This window comes from Flagellimonas spongiicola, from assembly GCF_023502425.1.
Classification (GTDB): domain Bacteria; phylum Bacteroidota; class Bacteroidia; order Flavobacteriales; family Flavobacteriaceae; genus Flagellimonas; species Flagellimonas spongiicola.
This window is the reverse complement of record NZ_JAMFMA010000002.1, coordinates 456,475-478,045: the sequence shown is the minus strand read 5'-3', so window position 1 is coordinate 478,045 and position 21,571 is coordinate 456,475. Positions and strand designations below refer to the sequence as shown.

Genomic DNA, 21,571 nt, shown 5'->3' with positions numbered 1-21,571 from the left:
ACTTTTGCGGCTACGTTTTTCGGAATCGCAAAAGAAAGTGTTTATGAATGGCAAAAAGATATTGTTTGTATCTTCTGAATTAGTACCCTACCTCCCTGAGAACCCAGTTTCCTTAATGTCCTATGAAGCCCCAAGAATGGTTAACAGTAATGGCGGCCAAATACGCATATTCATGCCAAGATATGGGAATATCAATGAACGTCGTCATCAGTTACATGAGGTAATTCGACTTTCTGGGATGAACTTGGTAATCAATGATATGGATATGCCATTGATCATTAAGGTTGCATCAATACCAAGGGAGCGAATCCAGGTGTATTTTATTGATAATGATGAGTACTTTAAAAGAAAGGCAACTTTCACCGATCCTGATGGAAATCTATTTCCAGACAATGACGAAAGAGCAATTTTCTTTGCCAAAGGTGTAGTGGAAACAGTTAAAAAATTAAACTGGTCGCCAGATATTATCCATGTACACGGGTGGATGGCATCTTTACTACCACTTTATCTTAGAGAATACTATGCAGATGAGCCTTTGTTTGCGGACAGTAAGATCGTTACTTCTGTATATGGTAAGAGCTTTGACGGAGAGTTGGACGGTAAAATGATTGATAAAATAGCGTTTGATGGTATAGAAAAGGACAGTATCTCCTCAATTTCTGCACCCGACTATAATAATTTGTTAAAAGTTGCAGTGGATTATTCCGATGCCATTATTTTAGCCTCGGAAGAGGTTTCGGATGACTTAAAGAACCATATAGAAGGCCTTTCCAAACCGGTATTGCCCTACGTTTCATTACAAGAAGCGGAAGAGGCATACACAAATTTCTATACGACAGAAGTTTTAAAATAAATTGCATGAAATTTTCTTGGATTATCAGGTTTTCAGCCTTGGTTGGAACTTTGTTGTTGGTATTGTCCTCTTGTGAAGAAGAGCTTGGGACAATTGGTGAAGGGGTTATTGCAGGAGAACCATTTACAACGGGGAAAGTGGAATATGATGTATTTGCCTTTAATAAAGGTATAGACGCAGTACAGACAAATCGATTGCCGTTATATCACCTTGGTTCTTACGATGACCCCGTTTTTGGAAGAAGAACGGGAAGCATCATTTCCCAGGTGTCCCTTCCAGGTAGACAAGGGGGTCCTACATTTGGGGATACTTCCCAAGAAGTAGAAGATACCGCAGATTCCGATGATGATGTTGCAACTATACCTGAAGAAGAAACCGTTCTGTCTGTAGAACTTTATATTCCTTTTCAATTGCCACCAACGTCTTTGCGTGATGAAGATCTTGATGGCGTAGAAAACCAATTTGACGCTGATCCAACAGACCCAAGTAGTGACTCTGATGGCGATGGTGTTACCGATAATGACGAGAGACTTGTGGGGTCGAATCCGTTGGATCCCAGTGAAGATGGTACGGGGGATGATTTTGTAGCAAACACTTTTCCTGCACGATTTGATTTAGATAGCATTTGGGGTCCGGCATTGATAGAAAACAATGAAATTATTTCAGGAACTTTCAACCTAACGGTATCGGAATCCACATACTTCTTGCGGGACCTAGACCCAAATACCAATTTTGAAGAAGCGCAGGAGTATTTTTCCAATCAGGATTTTTCCGCTTTTATTGGTGAGGAATTGTTTAGCGGTCCGGTAAGTTTTGAGAATCTGGAATTATTGGAATTTGAAAATGAAGATGATCCGGAAACAGAGACAGACGAATCAGCTCAAGTAACTTCAAGACGGAACCCTGGTATTGTTGTAGATATTACCAATTTGGACTTTTTCCAACAGCGAATATTGGATAAAGAAGGCTCGGCCGAACTGATCAGTCAGAACAATTTTGCGGATTATTTTAGAGGAGTGCATTTATCCGGCGCGAATATGGATGATTTGATGATGCTTTTGGATTTGACCCAAGCAACACTGACTATTACATATTCCTATCAAAATTATAATACTACGGACGAGGAAATAGAAACCTTGGAGGATGATTTTTTATTAAACTTATTGATTAATAATAATGGGGCAATTTTGGGGAACGCGGTTAACACCTTTGTGGAAGATATGGTGCCGCCAAATGTTGCCAATGCATTGGACAATGGCGTAAATGCAGAGCGGATTTATACAAAAGGAGGTAGTGGCACGTTCACTGAGATTCGATTGTTTGAAGAAACCATAAATGGCGGTGCGGATATCATCAATGAAATCCGGCAAAATAATTGGATTATTAACGAAGCCAACTTAGTTTTTCATATAGATAGTGATGCAATAGGACCAAATACAATCGAGCCCTCACGGCTCTATTTGTATAATGCAGAAACCAATCAACCTATTTATAGTTTTGCAAATGAAGTCAGTGAAACCAATGAGCCACTAGGACGCTTTTTGGATTTTGATGGGATTTTGCAGAAGGAAAATGGCCGCGGCACTCAATATAGGTTTCGAATTACCGATTACATTAATAATATAATAGTTCGTGACTCAACGAATGCAAGTTTGGGGCTAACTGTTACATCAAACATTATAATTCCTAATGTTTTGGATTCCAAGGGCACTGTTGAGCCTTTGATAGAGCAGCCTCTAATGGCAATTATAAATCCTTTGGGAACCGTATTGTATGGTAGTGCAGTGGATCCAGAGGACGAGGATAAGAAACTCAAACTCGAAATATTCTACACAGAGGCCAATTAGGTATACCATTCATAGACTTTTTTCGTTTTATGTCCTATAGAGATTCAATTTTCCTCAATCGGGGTTAAATTTGAACTTGAAATATAAATAACTGTCACTAAAAATTCATTTGTATGTGCGGAATAGTTGGGTACATAGGCCACCGAGATGCATATCCTATTATTATTAAGGGATTGCAACGGTTGGAATACCGCGGTTATGACAGTGCTGGTATAGTGCTGTTTGACGGTGAAAACACGCACCTTTCCAAAACCAAGGGAAAGGTAGAAGATTTAAAAAAGAAAAGTGAAGCAACCATAGACACCAAAGGAAAATTGGGTCTTGGGCATACACGTTGGGCTACACATGGTGTGCCAAATGATATTAATTCCCACCCACATTATTCAAATTCTGGGGAATTGGTAATCATTCACAATGGAATTATTGAGAATTATGAATCCATAAAAAAAGCGTTGATTGAACGTGGATATACCTTCGAATCCGATACGGATACCGAGGTATTGGTCAACTTAATTGAAGAGGTTAAGAAAAAAGAAGGGGTTAAGTTGGGCCAAGCGGTTCAGATTGCGTTGAACCAAGTTGTTGGTGCATACGCCATTGCGGTTTTCGATAAAAATAAACCGGACGAAATGGTGGTGGCCAAACTAGGAAGCCCGTTGGCCATTGGTGTTGGAGAAAACGAATACTTCATTGCTTCAGACGCTTCTCCATTTATTGAATTCACTAACAATGCCGTTTACTTGGAAGACGAAGAGATGGCAATTGTGAGAATCGGCAAGGAAATTAAGTTGCGCAAGATAAAAGATGATGCAATAGCCTATCCGAATATTCTTGAACTCCAAATGAACTTGGAGGAAATAGAAAAAGGAGGATATGAGCATTTCATGTTGAAAGAAATCTACGAGCAACCAAGAGCAATATTGGATACCTATCGCGGACGTTTGTTGGCGGATCAGGGAATAGTGAAAATGGCTGGAATAGATCAGCATATTGAAAAATTCCTGAATGCCAATCGTATCATTATCGTTGCATGTGGTACATCTTGGCATGCAGGATTGGTTGCAGAGTACATATTTGAAGATATGGCACGTATTCCGGTTGAGGTTGAATATGCGTCTGAGTTTAGATATCGTAACCCTGTTATCACTGAGAATGACGTATTGATAGCTATTTCCCAATCTGGAGAAACCGCAGATACATTGGCAGCAATTAAACTAGCCAAGGAAAAAGGAGCCTTCGTTTTTGGTGTTTGTAATGTGGTAGGTTCGTCTATTGCCCGTGAAACACATGCAGGTGCATATACCCATGCAGGTCCTGAAATAGGGGTGGCTTCAACTAAAGCATTTACAACACAGATAACTGTACTGACATTGATTGCCTTGAAGCTCGCTCAGGAAAAGGGCGTTTTCTCGGAATCCAAATACCATGAAATCTTAACGGAGCTAGAAAGTATTCCGTCCAAGGTAGAACGAACTTTGGAGTCCAACGAGATTGTAGAGCAGATTTCTGAGATTTATAAGGATTCCTCCAATTGTCTTTATTTGGGTAGAGGCTATAATTTCCCAGTGGCCTTGGAAGGAGCGCTTAAATTAAAAGAGATTAGCTATATACATGCAGAAGGTTATCCCGCTGCAGAAATGAAACATGGACCAATTGCTTTGATTGATGAGCAAATGCCTGTTATCGTAATAGCCACCAAGAAAGGCCATTATGAAAAAGTTGTAAGTAATATCCAAGAAATAAAATCCAGAAGTGGACGAATTATTGCAATAGTTACAGAAGGGGATGTTCAGGTTCGTGAACTTGCGGATCATGTAATTGAAGTTCCGGAAGCAACAGAATGCCTGACGCCATTGCTGACAACCATACCGTTGCAATTGCTATCTTATCATATTGCGGTTATGCGAGGATGTAATGTAGATCAACCAAGAAACTTGGCAAAGTCGGTTACTGTGGAGTGACCTAGACAATTCGATAAAACTTCGAAAAGCACTTATTTTAAGCCTCTTTTTTGTTAAAATAGCAGAGAAGAGGCTATTTTTTTAGCAAAAAAGTATTATGCATGCATAATTTTTTTTGAATTTGTAGAATTCATGTGAAAAAAAATGTATCTTCCGCCCGGATACTTAACATATTCCTAAAACTAATTTAACTCAAATTATAAGCTGATGAGAAGATTAATGATTCTTTCCCTTATGTTGTTTGGTTCCCTTACCTACGCGCAAACAACTGTCCAGGGAACGGTAGTTGATGAAAACAATGAACCCGTACCTGGGGCCAATGTGGTTCTAGTGGGCAAGGCTGAAGGTACCACTACTGATTTTGATGGTAATTTCACCTTTAATACCTCAGAGCAACCTCCGTTTCAACTTCAAATTACGGCCATTGGTTTTGCTGATGTTTTAGCCAATGTAACTGCAAACAACCAAACATTATCAGTGGAGCTGAAGGAAGCCTCCACCTTTTTGGATGAAATCGTAATTTCCGCATCGCGAACTCCAGAACGAATATTTGAATCCCCGGTTTCAGTTGAGCGATTTGGCCTAAAGGAAATTAAGAATACAACTGCGGAATCTTTCTACGGTGGACTTCAAAACTTAAAAGGTGTTGACATCAATACCAACAGTTTGACATTCCAATCTATTAACACAAGAGGTTTTGCAACCTTCGCCAACAACCGTTTCCTTCAATTGGTAGACGGGATGGATAACACGGCGCCAGGTCTAAACTTCGTTTTGGGTAACTTGGTGGGTATGTCCGAGTTGGATGTTCAGAGTGTTGAAATCCTTCCCGGAGCATCATCAGCCTTGTATGGTGCAGGTGCATTTAATGGAATTTTGTTCATGCGTAGCAAGAATCCCTTCGATTTTCAGGGAATCAGTGCCTACGGTAAAACGGGTTTAACATCGCAAGATGCAGCGGGTGACAACAATTACTACGATTTTGGTGTTCGTGCAGCACACGCGTTTAATGACAAGTTAGCAGTGAAAGCCAATATTTCTATATTAAAAGGTGAAGATTGGCATGCAAATAGCGTGATTGATTTGAATAATCCAGGAGCGGACAGGTCAAATCCTGCGTATGACGGGTTGAATGTTTATGGGGATGAAGTTTCCACCTTGCTTGATTTTGATGCAGCAGCAGGGTTTCCTAGCGGCACCGTAGGATCTGCTACTATTTCCCGTACAGGATATGAAGAAGCCGTTCTTGCAGATTACAATGCAGAAAGTGTAAAAACGGATTTTGCTATCCACTACCGTCCTTTTGGTAATGATTTGGAATTGATTTATAATGGTAGAATTGGTAGAGGTACCACCATATACCAAGGTTCCAATAGATACGCAGTAAGTGGCTTCTCTATGCAGCAACACAAAATTGAAATCAAAAATGATAACTTCTTCCTAAGAGGATATTTAGTTTCTGAAAATTCCGGAGATGCCTATGATACGCGTTTTGCAGCGATTAATGTGAACAGAAGTTGGAAAGGAGATACTCAATGGTTTACAGAATATGCTGGGGCCTATATTCCTGCTTACTTAGGTGGAATACAACAAGGAGGGCTGTCCCCTGAAGATGCTTCAACAGCTGCCCACGCAATAGCAAGACAGGCAGCTGACACGGGAAGATTGATTCCTGGGACTCCGGCATTCGAAAGTGCTTTTAATAGAGTTATCAATGACGGTGATTTAACCACTGGTGCAAAGTTTATTGACAACACTAAATTCCGTCATTTGAATGGTAATTACAATTTAGCTCATTTAATTGATGATTGGGCGGATATTCAAATCGGCGGGTCTTTTAGAGAGTATGAATTGAATTCAGGAGGCACGATTTTTACGGATTCCGATGGGCCTATTACCTATAATGAATATGGTGCTTATGTACAGCTGCAGAAGAAAATGTTTGACGATCGATTCAAGTTTACAGGATCCGCACGTTATGATAAGAATGAGTTTTTTGACGGGTTCGTATCACCAAGATTGTCTTTGGCGTATACGGCAGGTGAAAATAGAAACCATAACTTCAGGGTATCTGCACAGCAAGGTTTTAGAAACCCAACCACACAAGATTTATTTATCGGTTTAGATGCTGGTGCTGCTATTTTGGTAGGATCTGCGCCAAATAACCTAGATCGGGATGTGCGAACTTTTAATGTAAGTCAAAGCGGACAAGCATTAATTGGACAATCTACGGTTAACATTACAGGTAGTACAGCCTATGAAAATGCATATTCCTTAAGTTCCGTTTTAAGCGGAGCTCCTGAGGCTGTTACTACTGACATCATAAAGCCAGAAGAGATAACTGCATTTGAAGCTGGATATCGTGGGCAAATCGGGAAGTTTACTATTGATATGAGCGGTTACTATAATAGGTACAAAGACTTCATAGCCAACGTTACCGTTTTGGTTCCTTACTACGGTACAGCTGGAGATGGTGGTCTTTCATTATTGGCCTTACAAAATGGGGATAGTAAACCGTATCAGACATATACCAACTCCACAGTTGATATTAACTCTTATGGTGGTACAGTTGGAGTGGATACCAAGATTTTTGGAAATTTTGATTTAGGTGTTAATTATACCTACAATGAGTTGGACTTTGATAAAGAACAATTTCCAGATTTTAGAACCAACTTCAATACACCAAAACACAAAGTGAAAGCATCATTCGGGAATACTGAGTTATTCAAGAATTTCGGCTTCAATTTCAACTACAGATGGAGTGATAGTTTCTTCTGGGAGGCTTCTTTTGCTGATGGGGATGTTCCAGCTTATACCGTACTTGATGCACAGATCAACTATACGGTTCCAAGCATTAAGTCTGTATTTAAACTTGGTGGATCTAACCTTTTGGGAGATGAGTATTTCCAAGCTATAGGAACTGGTAATATCGGTTCTATTTACTATGTGTCTTGGACGATTAACCCATAATTTGCTATACTGAACAAATAAAGGAAAGCACTGGTAAAACCAGTGCTTTTTTTGTAGGTAAAAAAAGCGGTTTTTAAGTTTTTCTTTAAAATGTAATAGTATATCTTTGCAGCCGGAAAAAAAACGGTTTTTTCCATCGTATTCAATTAAAAATTAACACAGTAATGTCTAAAGTTACAGGAAAGGTTGCCCAAATTATTGGCCCCGTCATTGACGTTGAATTTGAATCAGGAACAGAAATCCCAAAAATTTACGACTCGCTTGAAATCACCAAAGCTGATGGTTCCAAATTAGTATTGGAAGTACAGTCACACGTTGGTGAAAACACCGTGCGTACAATTTCCATGGATTCCACTGACGGTTTGAGTAGAGGAATTGAGGCGGTTGCTACAGGTAATGCAATCCAAATGCCAATTGGAGAGGATGTTTATGGTCGACTTTTCAATGTGATTGGAGATGCTATTGATGGTTTGGAAGAGTTACCTAAGGAAGGAGACAATGGTCTTCCAATCCACAGGGAAGCTCCAAAATTTGAAGACTTATCCACTTCTACCGAGGTACTTTTCACAGGCATCAAGGTTATTGACCTTATCGAGCCATATGCAAAAGGTGGTAAGATTGGTTTATTTGGTGGTGCTGGTGTTGGTAAAACCGTATTGATTCAGGAATTAATCAACAACATTGCAAAGGGCCACGGTGGTCTATCCGTATTTGCCGGTGTTGGGGAAAGAACCCGTGAAGGAAACGATTTGCTTCGTGAAATGTTGGAATCTGGTATCATCAAGTATGGTGACGATTTCTTGCACTCCATGGAAGAAGGTGGTTGGGATTTATCCAAAGTGGACAAGAAAGCCATGAAGGAATCCAAAGCAACTTTCGTTTTTGGTCAGATGAACGAGCCTCCTGGTGCACGTGCTAGGGTAGCTCTTTCTGGTCTTACAATTGCTGAGTACTTCCGTGATGGTGCTGGTGATGGTCAAGGTAAGGATGTACTTTTCTTCGTAGATAACATTTTCCGATTTACCCAAGCTGGTTCAGAGGTATCTGCACTTCTTGGTCGTATGCCTTCTGCGGTAGGTTACCAACCAACTTTGGCGACGGAAATGGGTGCGATGCAAGAAAGGATTACTTCTACAAAAAGAGGTTCCATTACATCGGTTCAGGCGGTATACGTACCTGCGGATGACTTAACGGATCCTGCTCCTGCAACTACTTTTGCCCACTTGGATGCTACTACAGTACTTTCTCGTAAGATTGCTGAGCTTGGTATCTATCCAGCAGTAGATCCATTGGATTCCACTTCAAGGATTTTGACGCCTGAGATTTTAGGTAAAGAACATTACGAATGTGCACAACGTGTAAAAGAGTTGTTGCAACGTTATAAAGAACTTCAGGATATTATTGCGATCCTTGGTATGGAAGAACTGTCTGAGGAAGATAAACTGGCCGTTGGTAGAGCAAGAAGGGTACAGCGTTTCCTTTCACAACCTTTCCACGTGGCAGAGCAGTTTACAGGTATCCCAGGAGTATTGGTAGATATCAAGGATACTATCAAAGGTTTCAACATGATCATGGACGGTGAATTGGATCACTTGCCAGAATCTGCCTTTAACCTCAAAGGAAGCATCCAAGATGCAATTGAGGCAGGTGAGAAAATGTTGGCTGAAGCATAAAATAAGTTACGAGTTAAGAATGTAGAGTTTACCAAAAATTGAAACTCGTCACTCCTAACTCATCACGCATAACTTAAAAAGAATGTATTTAGAAATTGTATCCCCAGAAGCGACTCTTTTTGCCGGTGAGGTTAGTTCTGTAACGGTACCTGGTATTAATGGTGAATTCCAAATGTTGCAAAATCACGCACCTATAGTTTCCTTACTTCAAGAAGGGGATGTAAAGGTTCAAGGGGACATTCAGATCGCTGAGGAGTTTCAAAACAAATTTTCCACCAGCGCCAATGGCGAAACGGTCTTAGCCATTACAAGCGGTACTATTGAAATGAAGGATAATAAAGTTATTGTCCTTGCCGACTAAAGCTTTTCAGAAATAACATGTATAAGCCACTCTTTTGAGTGGCTTTTTTATTTGAGTTCAATCAATACCCATTTGGTAAGATTATCTTCGGAATATCTTTTTAATTCTGTAAAACCAACAGCTAAATGCGCATTTAACGAACGGATGTTTTTGACAGCAACTTCCGTTATTATGGTATCCATCCCAAGTGGAAGTTTGGCCTTCATAGTAGTATAAAGTTGTCGGAATACACCCTTACCTCTATAGCTTTTAGCAACACAGATTTGCCCCATCACCATATAATTCAAATTCCCTTTTACAACCTTGTTGATTTCGTGGAACATGGGTTTTAATATTTCAATGCTTTCAGCAAATTTGGGGTGCATGCACAAGGCGTATGCAACTACTTTCCCGTCTGATTTTGCAATAATATGACCGCATTCATCATTCATTTCCTGAAGAACGGCAAAGGTGTGTTCTACGGTTACAAAACCATCAGACTCTTGTTCCTTTTGGGTAAGATTTCTAGGAAGGTTCTGCTGTTGTAGCTCAAGAATTTGGTGAAGTTCTTCGGAAGTTGATGCTTGTGTGTACGTTATCATTTTGGCAAATTAAGCCAGGCCTTTCTTTGTTCTAGTTCGTCTCGTTCTATGGTAGCATCTGTATCTTCCATCAATTTGATGGTATAAGATGGACTTGATTGCAACTCTAGGGTAGTTGAATAGTTGTTGCCAAATCTTTCATATTGGATTTGCAGTGGTTTTCCCATTTCAAACTGTTCCAAGTAGGTTTGAAAATTCTCATATTCAGCCAATGGTATTGTATTGATCCTTTTTATGACATCACCCTTGGATAATGACGCCAGATAGGCCGCTGAACCAATGGCGGGGTTGCTTGTGAGCAATCCACCTGTTGACTTTAGGGATACCCGTGCACCTAGATAGGGAACTTCTGAATTCTGTGTTAAAGACACGCCTACACTTTGAAATAGTGCCTTGTAATCCGGCATGCCACTTTGGTAAATGTATGATTCAAAGAAGGTGTCACCAAAGGATTTTCCAGCATAATCATTTAAGGTTTCATGCAGATCTTTAATGGTATATGGGATTTCCGACTTTCCGAATTTATTCCAAACGGCTTTCATATAATCATCCAAATTATAACCTTCATTTCTTAAACTAAGGTCCAAAGCAAGGCCTAATACACTGCCGTAAGGATAGTAAGAGATAAAAGTATTTTCCCTGTTTACGGGGTCAACGGATGTAGCGGCATCCACAAAGGGTGCTTGGTAACTCATTTCAATAGGATTGAAAAACTGACGGGCAGGTGATGTCCAGACATAATTAAAGGAGCCGGTCAATCCTTCGATGAATTCCTTAGCAGAAATCAAACCAGCCCTGCATAGAATTAAATTGGTATAGTAACTGGTAAAACCCTCTGCAAACCAAAGTTCACCACTCATATTGGCTGCTTCAAAATCAAAAGGTTCAAGACTTTCTGGTCGTATGCGCTCAACATTCCATGCGTGGAAAAACTCATGTGAAACCGTTGGAAGATTTCGTTTCATACCACCCTCTGCCAAACTGCGTGTACTTGTTAGAATGGTTGAATTGCGATGTTCCATACCATCACCTGACGCATTAGGAATATAGCAAGCTAGGAAGGTATAAGTATCAAAGTCAAAATTTGGAAGTTCCCCATATACCTCCTTTTGTTGGACGACGGTTTTTTTTACTTTTTCAAAATAGGTATCGGCTTCTTCTTCGGTACCATTATGGTGTAGTGCCAATTGTATGCGCTGACCATCCAACTCAAATGAACGTAGCATGAAATTGCTAATTTCCGTTGGACTGTCCATAAAGTAATATAGGTTAGGAGCCGAGTAGGTGGTGCCGGAAACCAAAGGCAATTGTGTCGCCACTTTCCAACCTAAATCATCACGTACTTTAAAATTCACTTCGATAGGTCTATCAGCTAAACTAGGAGCATACATAAAAGTAGCTGGGATGTTCAAGTGTGCGTGGGTTTCATCAATCTGGGAATAGGTGCCATCCCCGCGATTGGCAAACAACGTATATTGGATATTAACTGCTCCTTCATGGTCCGGAATAATCCATTGATAAGGATCGGGTCTAAAAACATCCAGTTCCTTACCTGAGCTGTCCAACGCTTTGAAATCATAGACATTTTTGGCAAATTCGTGTAGGGCATACCTTCCTGGCGAAGTTCTGCTCATCCTTACATGAAGTGAATCAGAAGTGATAGCTGTAAACGAAATACTAACCTTGGCTTCATGATGTACGGCATTTTCAAAGGAAATTTCATAGTTGACGGTTTGTCCGAAAACAATCGGAGCGGTAGTTAACAACAGAAACAGTTGGAATATCTTCATGGAATTTGATTTCAAGTCCTCTAAAATAGTCATTTAAACGCGGTAACCATTAAATTTGGAACATGGCCGGAATCCCATCTAAACTCAAAATAAAACTTAAAAAACGCGAAGAAGAAAATTCCTTGAGGGAACTACCTTCCAGTGCTGTTTGGATAGATTTTTTTTCCAATGATTATCTGGGACTTGCTCAAGAACCAGCAATAGAAAGGGAAGCCGAGATCATGCTAAAAACATATCCCAAAGTGATATCCGGAGCTACAGGGTCAAGGTTGCTTTCCGGCAATCATGTACTATATTTTGATTTGGAAAATTTTATTTGTCAGCATCACAATTCCGAAGCTGCTTTAGTTTTCAATTCCGGGTATGATGCCAATGTGGGTCTTTTTTCTTCGGTTCCGCAACGGGGAGATGTGGTGTTATATGACGAACTAGCACACGCAAGTATTCGTGATGGCATCAAAATGGGGAATGCTCAGAGCTATAAATTTCAGCATAATGATTTGGAGGATTTGGAAAATCGAATCAAGAAAATCAAATCCAAATCCGCTGATTTGGATATTTACGTGGTGACGGAATCTGTGTTTTCTATGGACGGTGATTCCCCAGATTTAATAAGTTTAAGCGCACTTTGTGTAGCGCATGATTGTTACTTGATTGTTGATGAAGCCCATGCCACAGGGATTTTTGGTCAAGGAAGGGATTTGATTTCTGACTTGGGTTTAAGTGAACTTGTTTTTGCTAGGATTATCACCTTTGGAAAAGCAATAGGACATCACGGGGCAGCTGTATTGGGAAGTAAAGCGCTAAAAAACTATCTGGTGAATTTTGCACGAAGCTTAATCTATACCACAGCCTTACCTCCGCATAGTTTAGCTATGGTACTAAGTGCTTATGTGCATATGAATTCCAACGGACAGGAAGCTATTAGGATTTTACAGGAAAACATTGCCCATTTTAAGGTTGAAAAGAAGCGTTTAGGATTGGAAGACCGTTTTATTTCCAGTGATTCAGCAATCCATTGCTTAATACTTCCGGGCAACGAAAAGGTTAAACAATTGGCTTTGCATTTGCAATCCTCCGGTTATGGCGTAAAACCTATTCTATCACCTACCGTAAAGGCAGGATCGGAACGTCTTCGGATTTGTTTGCATTCGTACAATACAAAAGAAGAAATATCACGAGTTTTGCAAGAAATTAAAAGTTATTTGGGTCAATGAACAACGAATTTTTCACCTTAGCCAGTTTTGAGTTTCCTGCTGATGTCCAAATTATCAAAGGAAAGTTGGAGGCTGAAGGAATTAAAGTATTTCTTAGGGATGAAAACACCATCAATTCTGACCCATTGATTAGTAGTGCTATTGGGGGTGTAAAGCTTCAGGTCTACACCACGGATAAAGAAAGGGCAATTACCATATACAATGAGGTCAGGAGTTATGCTACGGACAATGATGGCAATCCGATAAAATGTCCAAATTGCAATGCCGAAAAATCTGAGATCTATTATTCCAGGAATGGCATTTTTTACAAATTATTCCCATTTTTTGAACCTAAAAAATACCGATGTACTAGTTGTCAGTTCATCACAAAACCAATTTGATGGCGTATTTTATTACAGGAATCAGTACTGAAGTTGGAAAGACAGTTGCATCTGCAATAGTGGTAGAGGCTTTAGAGGCGGACTATTGGAAGCCCGTTCAGGCTGGAGATTTGGATTTTTCCGATACCGATAAGGTAAAAGGTATGATCAGTAATTCTAAAACGACGCTTCATGGCAACAGCTACGCCCTAAACACTCCTATGAGTCCGCACGCTGCCGCAGATATCGATAAGGTCAGGATTGATTTGACTAACATCAATAGGCCAATAACTGACAATGATTTGGTCATTGAAGGCGCAGGAGGCTTATTGGTGCCTTTGAATGACACAGATACCATTTTTGATTTAATCCAACCATCTGATAAGGTGATTGTCGTGTCACGGCATTATCTGGGAAGTATTAACCATACCCTGCTAACTGTCCAAAAGTTGCAGGAAAAGAATCTGGATATTGGATTAATTTTCAGTGGCGATGAACATCCCACCACCGAAGCGATAATTCTACAGAAAACAGGCGTTGTCTTTTTGGGTAGAATTGAAGAAGAAAAGACGTTTGATAAGATAACCATTGCAAAATACGCTGAGCGTTTCGGTCCTATGTTGCGATCATTTTAATCTTTGGTAGATTAAACCACGATCTATCGTCGCAATTAGTTGGTAATGGTCATCCAAATATGTGTCAATATAATCATTGAAATCCAGTAATTTTTTATCAAATATTCTCTTCCCTTTTCGGGCAACTATAATATTTGGTTGGATTTCCTCTAGGATAAATTGAAGTTCCTCCATTCCTGTAACTCGAGGATTGTTCATATAGGGGAATAATTTATCCCGTGTAATATTGCTCGGATGAGTGGCTACTTTCGTTGGCGGGTCCACGCCCAAAACCCAATATCCAATGTGGTATTCAGTAAAGAATATGTTTTTGGTATCAAGCTTGTTTTCGGCAATGTATTGTGGGATATCGATACCCTCTCCATTAAAAAAAGAACCTTTTTCCACTTTGTTCCCAATTATATTGGCGTATTCAAGATAGCTTTCCATAGGAACAAGCAAAACTAGAATACCCAATAGTAGCTTTGGGATATTTTTCAAAAACTCAAAATTTTGCAATCCGGCGGCCATCAATATCAGCAAAAATGGATAGAGCTGTATCAAATAATGACCGTTTACCTTTCCAGTTTGCATAAAAGAAGCGAGAACACCCACAACAACTGCAAGCAACAATTGAATTTCCTTTGAATTAAGCGCAATTAGTTGTTTGTAGATGGCCAACCCAAGGGCCGTCATAATAACCAAGACAAATGGCAAGGCCTTAAAAACTGAATGGAATTTTGTTTGGGAATAGGCAAGAGGAGCTTCAAAAATGGACTGCCACCATATGTGCAGTTGTCCTTGTAGTTGATAGGGAATGGAAGTCAAGTACACCAATAACACAAATCCAGTTGCCATCAATAGTAAATTTACCATAGCGCTTTTGAAATTATTAGTGCCGATTGATTGCCAAAGAAGAACTAATCCCATCGTCATTAACGGATAAGCCATGTTCAACTTGGACATCACGGAAAGTCCAAAAAGTAAACCAACTATGAGCTGCCAATACCAACTATTTTTTGAGACCAGTACATATAGTGCTGCAACAAAAAAGAAGGTGCAAATATGTTCAGACATCACGCCTTGTAAACTCCCAAATAGGCTTAAAAAGAAAACGCAAAATAGCGAACACCATAATGCAGCAGATTTTGGCACAAATCGTATTGCAATTTTATAGGTAAAAAAGGCGGTGAAGCATACCAAGAGGGTTCCCATCAAACGTATGGCTATAAAACTTTTGCCAAAAATTGAAATAACAGATGCGAAAGTGAGAAAGGTAATCGGGGGTTTAAGGTCCCAGAGTTTTATATAGGGTAAATTCCCCTCCACCCAGGATTGTGCCATGATGATAAAAGTACTTTCATCCCGATCCACATAATCCCTGAAGAAAAAAGGAAACCGAATAATTAAGGCAACTAAGAACAATAACCACAATACACTTTTCCAGTTGGGTTCTTGGTAACGTTGAAGAAATGATTCAATACCTTTTTTAAGCACTTTTTGCTTGGCGTTAATTAGGTTTTAATTGCCATCTTTGCAAGATAGATAAATTGAATCGTTTGACTAATCCCAAGACATTGGAAAAGTTATCTGAAAGGGACAAAAAGCATCTTTGGCACCCGCTGACACAGCATAAAACGCATTCTGAAATGTTGGCCATTTCCAGGGCAAAAGGTGCAATGATCTATGATGAGGAAGGAAGGGGCTATATCGATGGCATTGCATCTTGGTACACCTGTATGTATGGCCACTGCAACCCCTACATCTTAGACAAAGTGTCTTCACAGATGCAACAGTTAGATCAGGTGGTTTTTAGCGGATTTACCCATGAACCAGCAGTAAGGTTGTCTGAAGAACTGATTAAAATATTACCAAAGAACCAACAAAAACTGTTCTTTTCCGATAACGGGTCAACATCGACTGAAATTGGAATTAAAATGGCTCTGCAATACCATTTTAATAGAGGCGAGAAAAGAAATGTGCTATTCGCGTTTGAAGAAGGATTCCATGGCGATACCTTCGGTGCCATGTCCGTCTCTGGTTTATCAGTCTATAATGGGCCTTTTGAAGATTTCTTTATTGAAGTGGAGCGAATTCCGGTACCCAATCTGAGCAATACACAGGAACTGATTGACAGACTTGAGGATCGTCTAAAGAAAAATGATGTTGCTGGATTTATTTATGAACCTTTGGTTCAAGGAGCGGCAGCCATGAAAATGCATAGCGCAGAGGGGTTGGACCGAATTCTAAATCTGTTTAAATCGTATGGGGCTCTTACCATTGCAGATGAGGTAATGACCGGATTTGGTAAAACGGGGGCATATTTTGCTTCGGACCATTTGCAAACAAAACCTGACATCATGTGCCTTTCCAAAGCATTGACCGCTGGTTTAGTACCTATGGGACTTACTACGTGTACGCAACAAGTATATGATGCTTTCTATAGTGATGATATTTCTAAGGGATTGTTCCATGGTCATACGTATACTGCTAATCCATTGGCATGTACAGCAGCAATGGCCGCATTGGAGTTGCTTCAATCAGACGAAATCCAAGGAAATATTGCCAATATCATTCAATGGCATAAAAGTTTTGACAAGACCATAAAAAATCATCCCAAAGTGGCAACTACCCGTCAATTGGGAGTTATTTATGCGTTGGATTTGAACGTGGAAATGGAGCGCTATGGGAATTTAAGGGACAAACTATTTTCCCATTTTATGTCAAATGGCGTGTTTTTACGCCCACTAGGGAATACCATTTATATTTTACCTCCTTTTGTAATTGAACAAGAACAGATGGATCAGATATATCAATCCATTGTAGATGTTCTTGAAATTGTATAGCTGTTGAATTATGTTGAAGGAGTCAATTTCAATTACTGCATTATCTTCCACGTCAGCATTGGGCGATACACCAGTGGAAGTCTGGGAATCGTATTTGGATGGTCAGCATAAAATGGCAGAGATCCAAATCGGAGAACATTCCGTTTGGGCAAGCAAGTTGACAACTATTGGTGAATCGAACATAAGGCAGTTACGATTATCGGATACAAAGTATAAGGAATTAGATCCATCGGTACTTTTGGCAATGCATACTGCACGTAAGGCTATAACCGCAGCGAAATGGAGGGAAGAATCCAATTTTGGGGTTAATATTGGCTCTTCTCGTGGGGCAACAACCCTTTTTGAAAAGTATCATCAATCGTTCTTAAAGGACAGTTCAGCTGCAACTTTGTCAAGTCCAACAACTACCCTGGGTAATATTTCGTCTTGGGTAGCCCATGATTTAAAATCCAAGGGACCTGATATATCTCATTCCATAACCTGTTCCACTGCGCTACATGCTGTTTTGAATGCGGTGGCCTGGTTGCAAAGTGGTTTGACGGATAAATTTTTAGTAGGTGGGAGCGAATCTCCGTTGACTCCATTTACAATTGCGCAAATGCAAGCTTTGAAAATATATAGTAAGGAGCGGGAAATTCCTTGCAGGGCCATGGATTTGGGCAAGAAGCGAAATAGCATGGTACTTGGGGAGGCTGCGGCAATGGCTTGTCTAGAGCTAGGTAAAAAGGGTAATGCACTGGCTTACATTGATGGAATAGGTTATGCCACTGAACCCTTGGAACATAATGTTTCCATATCCACTGATGCTAAATGTTTCCAGGACTCCATGAAGATGGCATTAGGAGATATGGACCCAACCACAGTAGATGCGATTGTGTTACATGCTCCAGGTACAATAAAGGGTGATCTTCACGAAAAAAGGGCTATCGAAAAAGTTTTCTGTAACAAAATCCCATTTTTAACTACCAATAAATGGAAAGTAGGTCACACATTTGGAGCCTCAGGTCTTTTGAGCATGGAATTGGCCCTTCAAATGTTGCAGCATCAAACCTATATTTCAGTTCCTTTTTTTAATCAAGAACCAAAGTCGGATACCATAAAAAAAGTTATGGTCAATGCCGTGGGCTTTGGTGGGAACGCGGTGTCAATATTACTTTCCAAATAAGACATTTTTAAATTATTAATGTCTTATCTTTTTGTTCAAAACAATAACCTTAAACTGTTGATTATGGATGAATGGTTCTCCGCCTTGACTTTATTTGAAAAAGTATATTGGATTACTGCAATTGCTGGTTCAATTATATTGTTGATACTGATGGTATTGACTTTTGTTGGAGGGGATGTTGACGATTTAAGTGGAGATGTGGATGTTGATATCGATGGTGATTCAGGTATAGGTTTTCAGTTCCTGTCATTCAAGAACCTCATGGGCTTCTTCACAATTTTTGGATGGTCTGGGATATCATGTATTGAAAATGGACTTTCGACCAGTACAACAATACTAATATCGGTTATATGTGGTCTTTTAATGATGCTGATTATGGCAGCCTTGTTTTACTACCTCAGTAAAATGCAAAGTAGCGGCACATTGAAACTCAAAAATGCATTGGATCAGATAGGCGAAGTTTACCTTACCATTGGGGCTAATAGGTCCAGTATTGGAAAAGTAAGCATCAATGTGCAAGGAACACTCCGCGAATTACAGGCCTTAACAGATGAGGACACCGACCTAAAACAAGGAAACGTTGTCCAAGTAAAAGAGGTAACCGATAATGGAATTTTAATTGTTCAACTCCTAAATAAATAATTATATGCTATTACTACCCTTACAGTTTGGTGGCGGTGCTTCACTGCTGACCATCGGTTTTGCAATACTTTTTGTATTTATCATCATCATATCCTTCATCAGGCGTTACAAAAGATGTCCGTCTGATAGAATATTGGTGGTCTACGGAAAAGTAGGTTCCGGCAACTCTGCAAAATGTATTCATGGTGGGGCTGCTTTTATATGGCCAGTAATCCAAGATTATGAATTTTTGGATTTAACCCCAATTTCCATTGAAGTGGATCTTACCAACGCTCTGAGTAGGCAAAACATTAGGGTAAATGTCCCATCCCGATTTACCATTGGTATTTCTACAGAACCTGGAATAATGCAGAACGCTGCAGAAAGACTACTTGGATTGGGAATGCAAGAAGTTCAGGACCTAGCCAAGGAAATTATATTTGGGCAATTGCGTTTGGTCGTTGCTTCCATGGATATTGAGGAAATTAATTCGGATCGGGATAAATTTCTTTCCAATATTTCCCAAAGTGTGGAATCGGAGCTGAAAAAAGTTGGTCTTAAACTAATCAACGTAAACATTACGGATATCGTTGATGAATCTGGTTATATAGAAGCACTTGGTAAAGAAGCTGCCGCCCATGCCATCAATGCTGCTCGTAAATCAGTGGCGGAAAAAAACAGGGATGGTTCCATTGGGGAAGCGAACGCATTGCAAGATGAAAGAACACAGGTTGCCGCCGCAAATGCCAAGGCTGTAGAAGGAGAGAACGTTGCCAAAATAGATGTTGCCAATTCAGATTCATTGCGTAGACAGCGAGAAGCTGAAGCGGAGCGTACGGCAATTGCAGCAGAAAAGGTGCAAGCTGCAAAGGCGCTTGAGGAGTCGTATGCCGCTGAAAAGGATGCGGAAATGGCACGGGCAGAAAGGGAGCGTAGTTCTCAAGTTGCTGATGTCGTAGTACCAGCTGAAATTGACAAACGAAAAGTTGAAATAGACGCGGAGGCGGAAGCGGAAATGATACGCAGAAAAGCAAAAGGTGAGGCGGATGCGATTTTATTTAAGGCTGAAGCAGAGGCAAAAGGTATTTTTGAGGTATTGACCAAACAGGCGGAAGGTTTAGATCAAATAGTAAAGGCAGCAGGGAACGACCCCAAGGATGCAGTTTTACTACTAATTGCCGATAAGTTGCCTGAATTGGTTGAAAAACAGGCAGAAGCAATCAAGAACATTAAAATTGATAAAGTTACAGTTTGGGATTCCGGGACTAAAACAGAAGATGGGAAAAACTCAACGGCTAATTTCATTTCGGGAATGTACAAATCAGTCCCACCATTACAAGAAATGTTCAATATGGCAGGGATGCAATTACCGGAGTATCTAAAAGGTAAAGATGTTAATGAGTCTGCGGCAAAACCAGACTCAAAGGATGAGCCAAAAGAATCTTCAAAAGATTGAATTATCCAAAGTAGCATAAAAAGGTCATGATTAATGTCATGGCCTTTTTCTTTTTAACGCCGTATAATTGCGGGGTTAATTTGAATTGGGCTATTTTTGAATTTGAATTATATTCAACCTATGAGTACACCAAGACACAACTGGACAAAGGAGGAGATATTAGAGGTATATAACAAACCCTTAATGGAATTGCTATATGATGCAGCAACGGTACATAGGGTACACCATGACCCTAATACAGTCCAAGTTTCTACACTATTGTCCATTAAAACAGGTGGCTGTCCAGAAGATTGCGGTTATTGCCCACAGGCGGCAAGATACCATACGGATATCGAAGGAAATGACTTAATGACCGTCTCACATGTGAAGGCCCAGGCTTTAAGAGCAAAAGCTTCAGGAAGCTCCAGAGTATGTATGGGGGCTGCATGGCGTAACGTAAAGGATGGGCCAGAGTTTGATCAAGTATTGGAAATGGTTCGTACGATAAACAAATTGGATATGGAAGTTTGTTGTACGCTTGGAATGCTCACGGAAAATCAAGCAAAGCGATTGGCTGAAGCTGGGCTATATGCCTATAACCATAATTTGGATACATCTGAGGATTACTATAAAGACGTAATCTCTACACGTGCCTTCCAAGATCGTTTGGATACCATTGACAATGTTAGAAAGAGTAATGTGACGGTCTGTAGTGGAGGTATCATAGGTATGGGTGAAAAGTTGGAAGATAGGGCAGGTATGCTTGTGGCTTTGGCTTCTTTAAACCCTCAACCAGAATCTGTCCCGATTAATGCTTTGGTAGCAGTTGAAGGTACACCTATGGAAGACATGGAACCTATTTCAATTTGGGAAATGGTCCGAATGGTCGCCACAACAAGAATTGTTATGCCTGAGACACAGGTTCGTTTGTCTGCAGGGAGAACTGAGATGAGTAGAGAAGGCCAGGCCATGTGCTTTTTTGCAGGAGCCAACTCCATCTTTGCAGGTGATAAATTATTGACCACTCCAAATCCTGACGTGAACGAGGATATGGAAATGTTTAAACTTCTTGGTTTGAATCCACAAAAGCCATTTACCAAAATTTCACAACCTAAAACCGTGGAAGCCTCTGATTCGGAATTTGTAGCTAAAGGAGAAAAACCAAAATGGACAAGACCCGAACATAAAATAGCCAGAAACGAGGAAGCAAAAGAAAAAGGAAAGCTGGTTGCTAAGGACTAATACTACAAATAGCCGTTTAAAAACCTTTTCTTAATT

At 40.1% G+C, this 21,571-nt stretch carries 17 protein-coding genes; 14 read left to right on the top strand and 3 right to left on the bottom strand.

What is annotated here, in order from left to right; genetic code table 11:
- Window positions 1–43: 43 nt before the first annotated feature.
- The 6 genes from M3P19_RS08340 to M3P19_RS08315 all read left to right on the top strand — a co-directional run bounded on the left by M3P19_RS08340 (window position 44) and on the right by M3P19_RS08315 (window position 9,665).
- Window positions 44–853, top strand: a complete 810-nt coding sequence (locus tag M3P19_RS08340; RefSeq protein WP_249657204.1) for a glycogen/starch synthase — start codon at window positions 44–46, stop codon at window positions 851–853.
- A 5-nt stretch (window positions 854–858) separates the two neighbouring features.
- Window positions 859–2,700, top strand: coding sequence for a DUF4270 family protein (locus M3P19_RS08335; protein WP_249657203.1), 1,842 nt, complete (start codon window positions 859–861; stop codon window positions 2,698–2,700).
- A 113-nt stretch (window positions 2,701–2,813) separates the two neighbouring features.
- Window positions 2,814–4,661: a glutamine--fructose-6-phosphate transaminase (isomerizing) gene (gene glmS, locus M3P19_RS08330; protein WP_249657202.1), complete on the top strand. Its 1,848-nt coding sequence runs from the start codon at window positions 2,814–2,816 to the stop codon at window positions 4,659–4,661.
- Between the two features lie 207 nt (window positions 4,662–4,868).
- Window positions 4,869–7,631, top strand: a complete 2,763-nt coding sequence (locus tag M3P19_RS08325) for a TonB-dependent receptor (protein ID WP_249657201.1) — start codon at window positions 4,869–4,871, stop codon at window positions 7,629–7,631.
- Between the two features lie 164 nt (window positions 7,632–7,795).
- Window positions 7,796–9,304 (top strand): F0F1 ATP synthase subunit beta, encoded by a 1,509-nt coding sequence (gene atpD, locus M3P19_RS08320; protein ID WP_249657200.1) that lies wholly within the window; start codon window positions 7,796–7,798, stop codon window positions 9,302–9,304.
- Between the two features lie 82 nt (window positions 9,305–9,386).
- Window positions 9,387–9,665, top strand: a complete 279-nt coding sequence (locus M3P19_RS08315; protein WP_249657199.1) for a F0F1 ATP synthase subunit delta/epsilon — start codon at window positions 9,387–9,389, stop codon at window positions 9,663–9,665.
- A 47-nt stretch (window positions 9,666–9,712) separates the two neighbouring features.
- Here M3P19_RS08315 and M3P19_RS08310 read toward each other — a convergent pair whose 3' ends face one another.
- Together M3P19_RS08310 and M3P19_RS08305 are read right to left on the bottom strand one after the other, a co-directional pair.
- On the bottom strand, window positions 9,713–10,246 hold the full coding sequence (locus M3P19_RS08310; RefSeq protein WP_249657198.1) for a GNAT family N-acetyltransferase: 534 nt from the start codon (window positions 10,244–10,246) through the stop codon (window positions 9,713–9,715).
- Window positions 10,243–12,036 carry a M61 family metallopeptidase gene (locus tag M3P19_RS08305; RefSeq protein WP_249657197.1) on the bottom strand — a complete coding sequence of 598 codons (1,794 nt, stop codon included), beginning with the start codon at window positions 12,034–12,036 and terminating at the stop codon, window positions 10,243–10,245. The genes M3P19_RS08310 and M3P19_RS08305 overlap by 4 nt, the downstream gene beginning before the upstream one ends.
- A 62-nt stretch (window positions 12,037–12,098) precedes the next feature.
- Here M3P19_RS08305 and M3P19_RS08300 point away from each other — a divergent pair, with 62 nt between their 5' ends.
- Genes M3P19_RS08300 through bioD form a run of 3 tightly spaced genes read left to right on the top strand, consistent with a single transcriptional unit; the run spans window position 12,099 to window position 14,247 of the window.
- Window positions 12,099–13,253 carry an aminotransferase class I/II-fold pyridoxal phosphate-dependent enzyme gene (locus M3P19_RS08300; protein WP_249657196.1) on the top strand — a complete coding sequence of 385 codons (1,155 nt, stop codon included), beginning with the start codon at window positions 12,099–12,101 and terminating at the stop codon, window positions 13,251–13,253.
- Window positions 13,250–13,633, top strand: a complete 384-nt coding sequence (locus tag M3P19_RS08295; protein ID WP_249657195.1) for a putative signal transducing protein — start codon at window positions 13,250–13,252, stop codon at window positions 13,631–13,633. The genes M3P19_RS08300 and M3P19_RS08295 overlap by 4 nt, the downstream gene beginning before the upstream one ends.
- Entirely contained in the window at window positions 13,633–14,247 is a 615-nt protein-coding gene (gene bioD / locus M3P19_RS08290; RefSeq protein WP_249657194.1) for a dethiobiotin synthase, read from the top strand. Before M3P19_RS08295 ends, bioD begins: the two co-directional genes overlap by 1 nt.
- Here the strand turns inward: bioD and M3P19_RS08285 are convergent.
- Complete coding sequence (locus tag M3P19_RS08285; protein ID WP_249657193.1) at window positions 14,239–15,723, bottom strand: ArnT family glycosyltransferase; 1,485 nt, start codon at window positions 15,721–15,723, stop codon at window positions 14,239–14,241. The genes bioD and M3P19_RS08285 overlap by 9 nt on opposite strands.
- 62 nt (window positions 15,724–15,785) lie before the next feature.
- On the opposite strand from M3P19_RS08285, the gene bioA reads away from it, so the two are divergent.
- The 5 genes from bioA to bioB all read left to right on the top strand — a co-directional run bounded on the left by bioA (window position 15,786) and on the right by bioB (window position 21,535).
- Window positions 15,786–17,072, top strand: a complete 1,287-nt coding sequence (gene bioA, locus M3P19_RS08280) for an adenosylmethionine--8-amino-7-oxononanoate transaminase (RefSeq protein ID WP_249657192.1) — start codon at window positions 15,786–15,788, stop codon at window positions 17,070–17,072.
- A 10-nt stretch (window positions 17,073–17,082) separates the two neighbouring features.
- Window positions 17,083–18,237: a beta-ketoacyl synthase N-terminal-like domain-containing protein gene (locus M3P19_RS08275; protein ID WP_249657191.1), complete on the top strand. Its 1,155-nt coding sequence runs from the start codon at window positions 17,083–17,085 to the stop codon at window positions 18,235–18,237.
- A gap of 63 nt (window positions 18,238–18,300) precedes the next feature.
- The gene (locus M3P19_RS08270) at window positions 18,301–18,879 is read left to right on the top strand and encodes a hypothetical protein (protein ID WP_249657190.1); all 579 of its coding nucleotides are present in this window, start codon (window positions 18,301–18,303) and stop codon (window positions 18,877–18,879) included.
- Window positions 18,880–18,883: 4 nt separating this feature from the next.
- Complete coding sequence (locus tag M3P19_RS08265; RefSeq protein ID WP_249657189.1) at window positions 18,884–20,314, top strand: flotillin family protein; 1,431 nt, start codon at window positions 18,884–18,886, stop codon at window positions 20,312–20,314.
- Window positions 20,315–20,434: 120 nt separating this feature from the next.
- Complete coding sequence (bioB, locus tag M3P19_RS08260) at window positions 20,435–21,535, top strand: biotin synthase BioB (RefSeq protein WP_249657188.1); 1,101 nt, start codon at window positions 20,435–20,437, stop codon at window positions 21,533–21,535.
- Window positions 21,536–21,571: the final 36 nt, after the last annotated feature.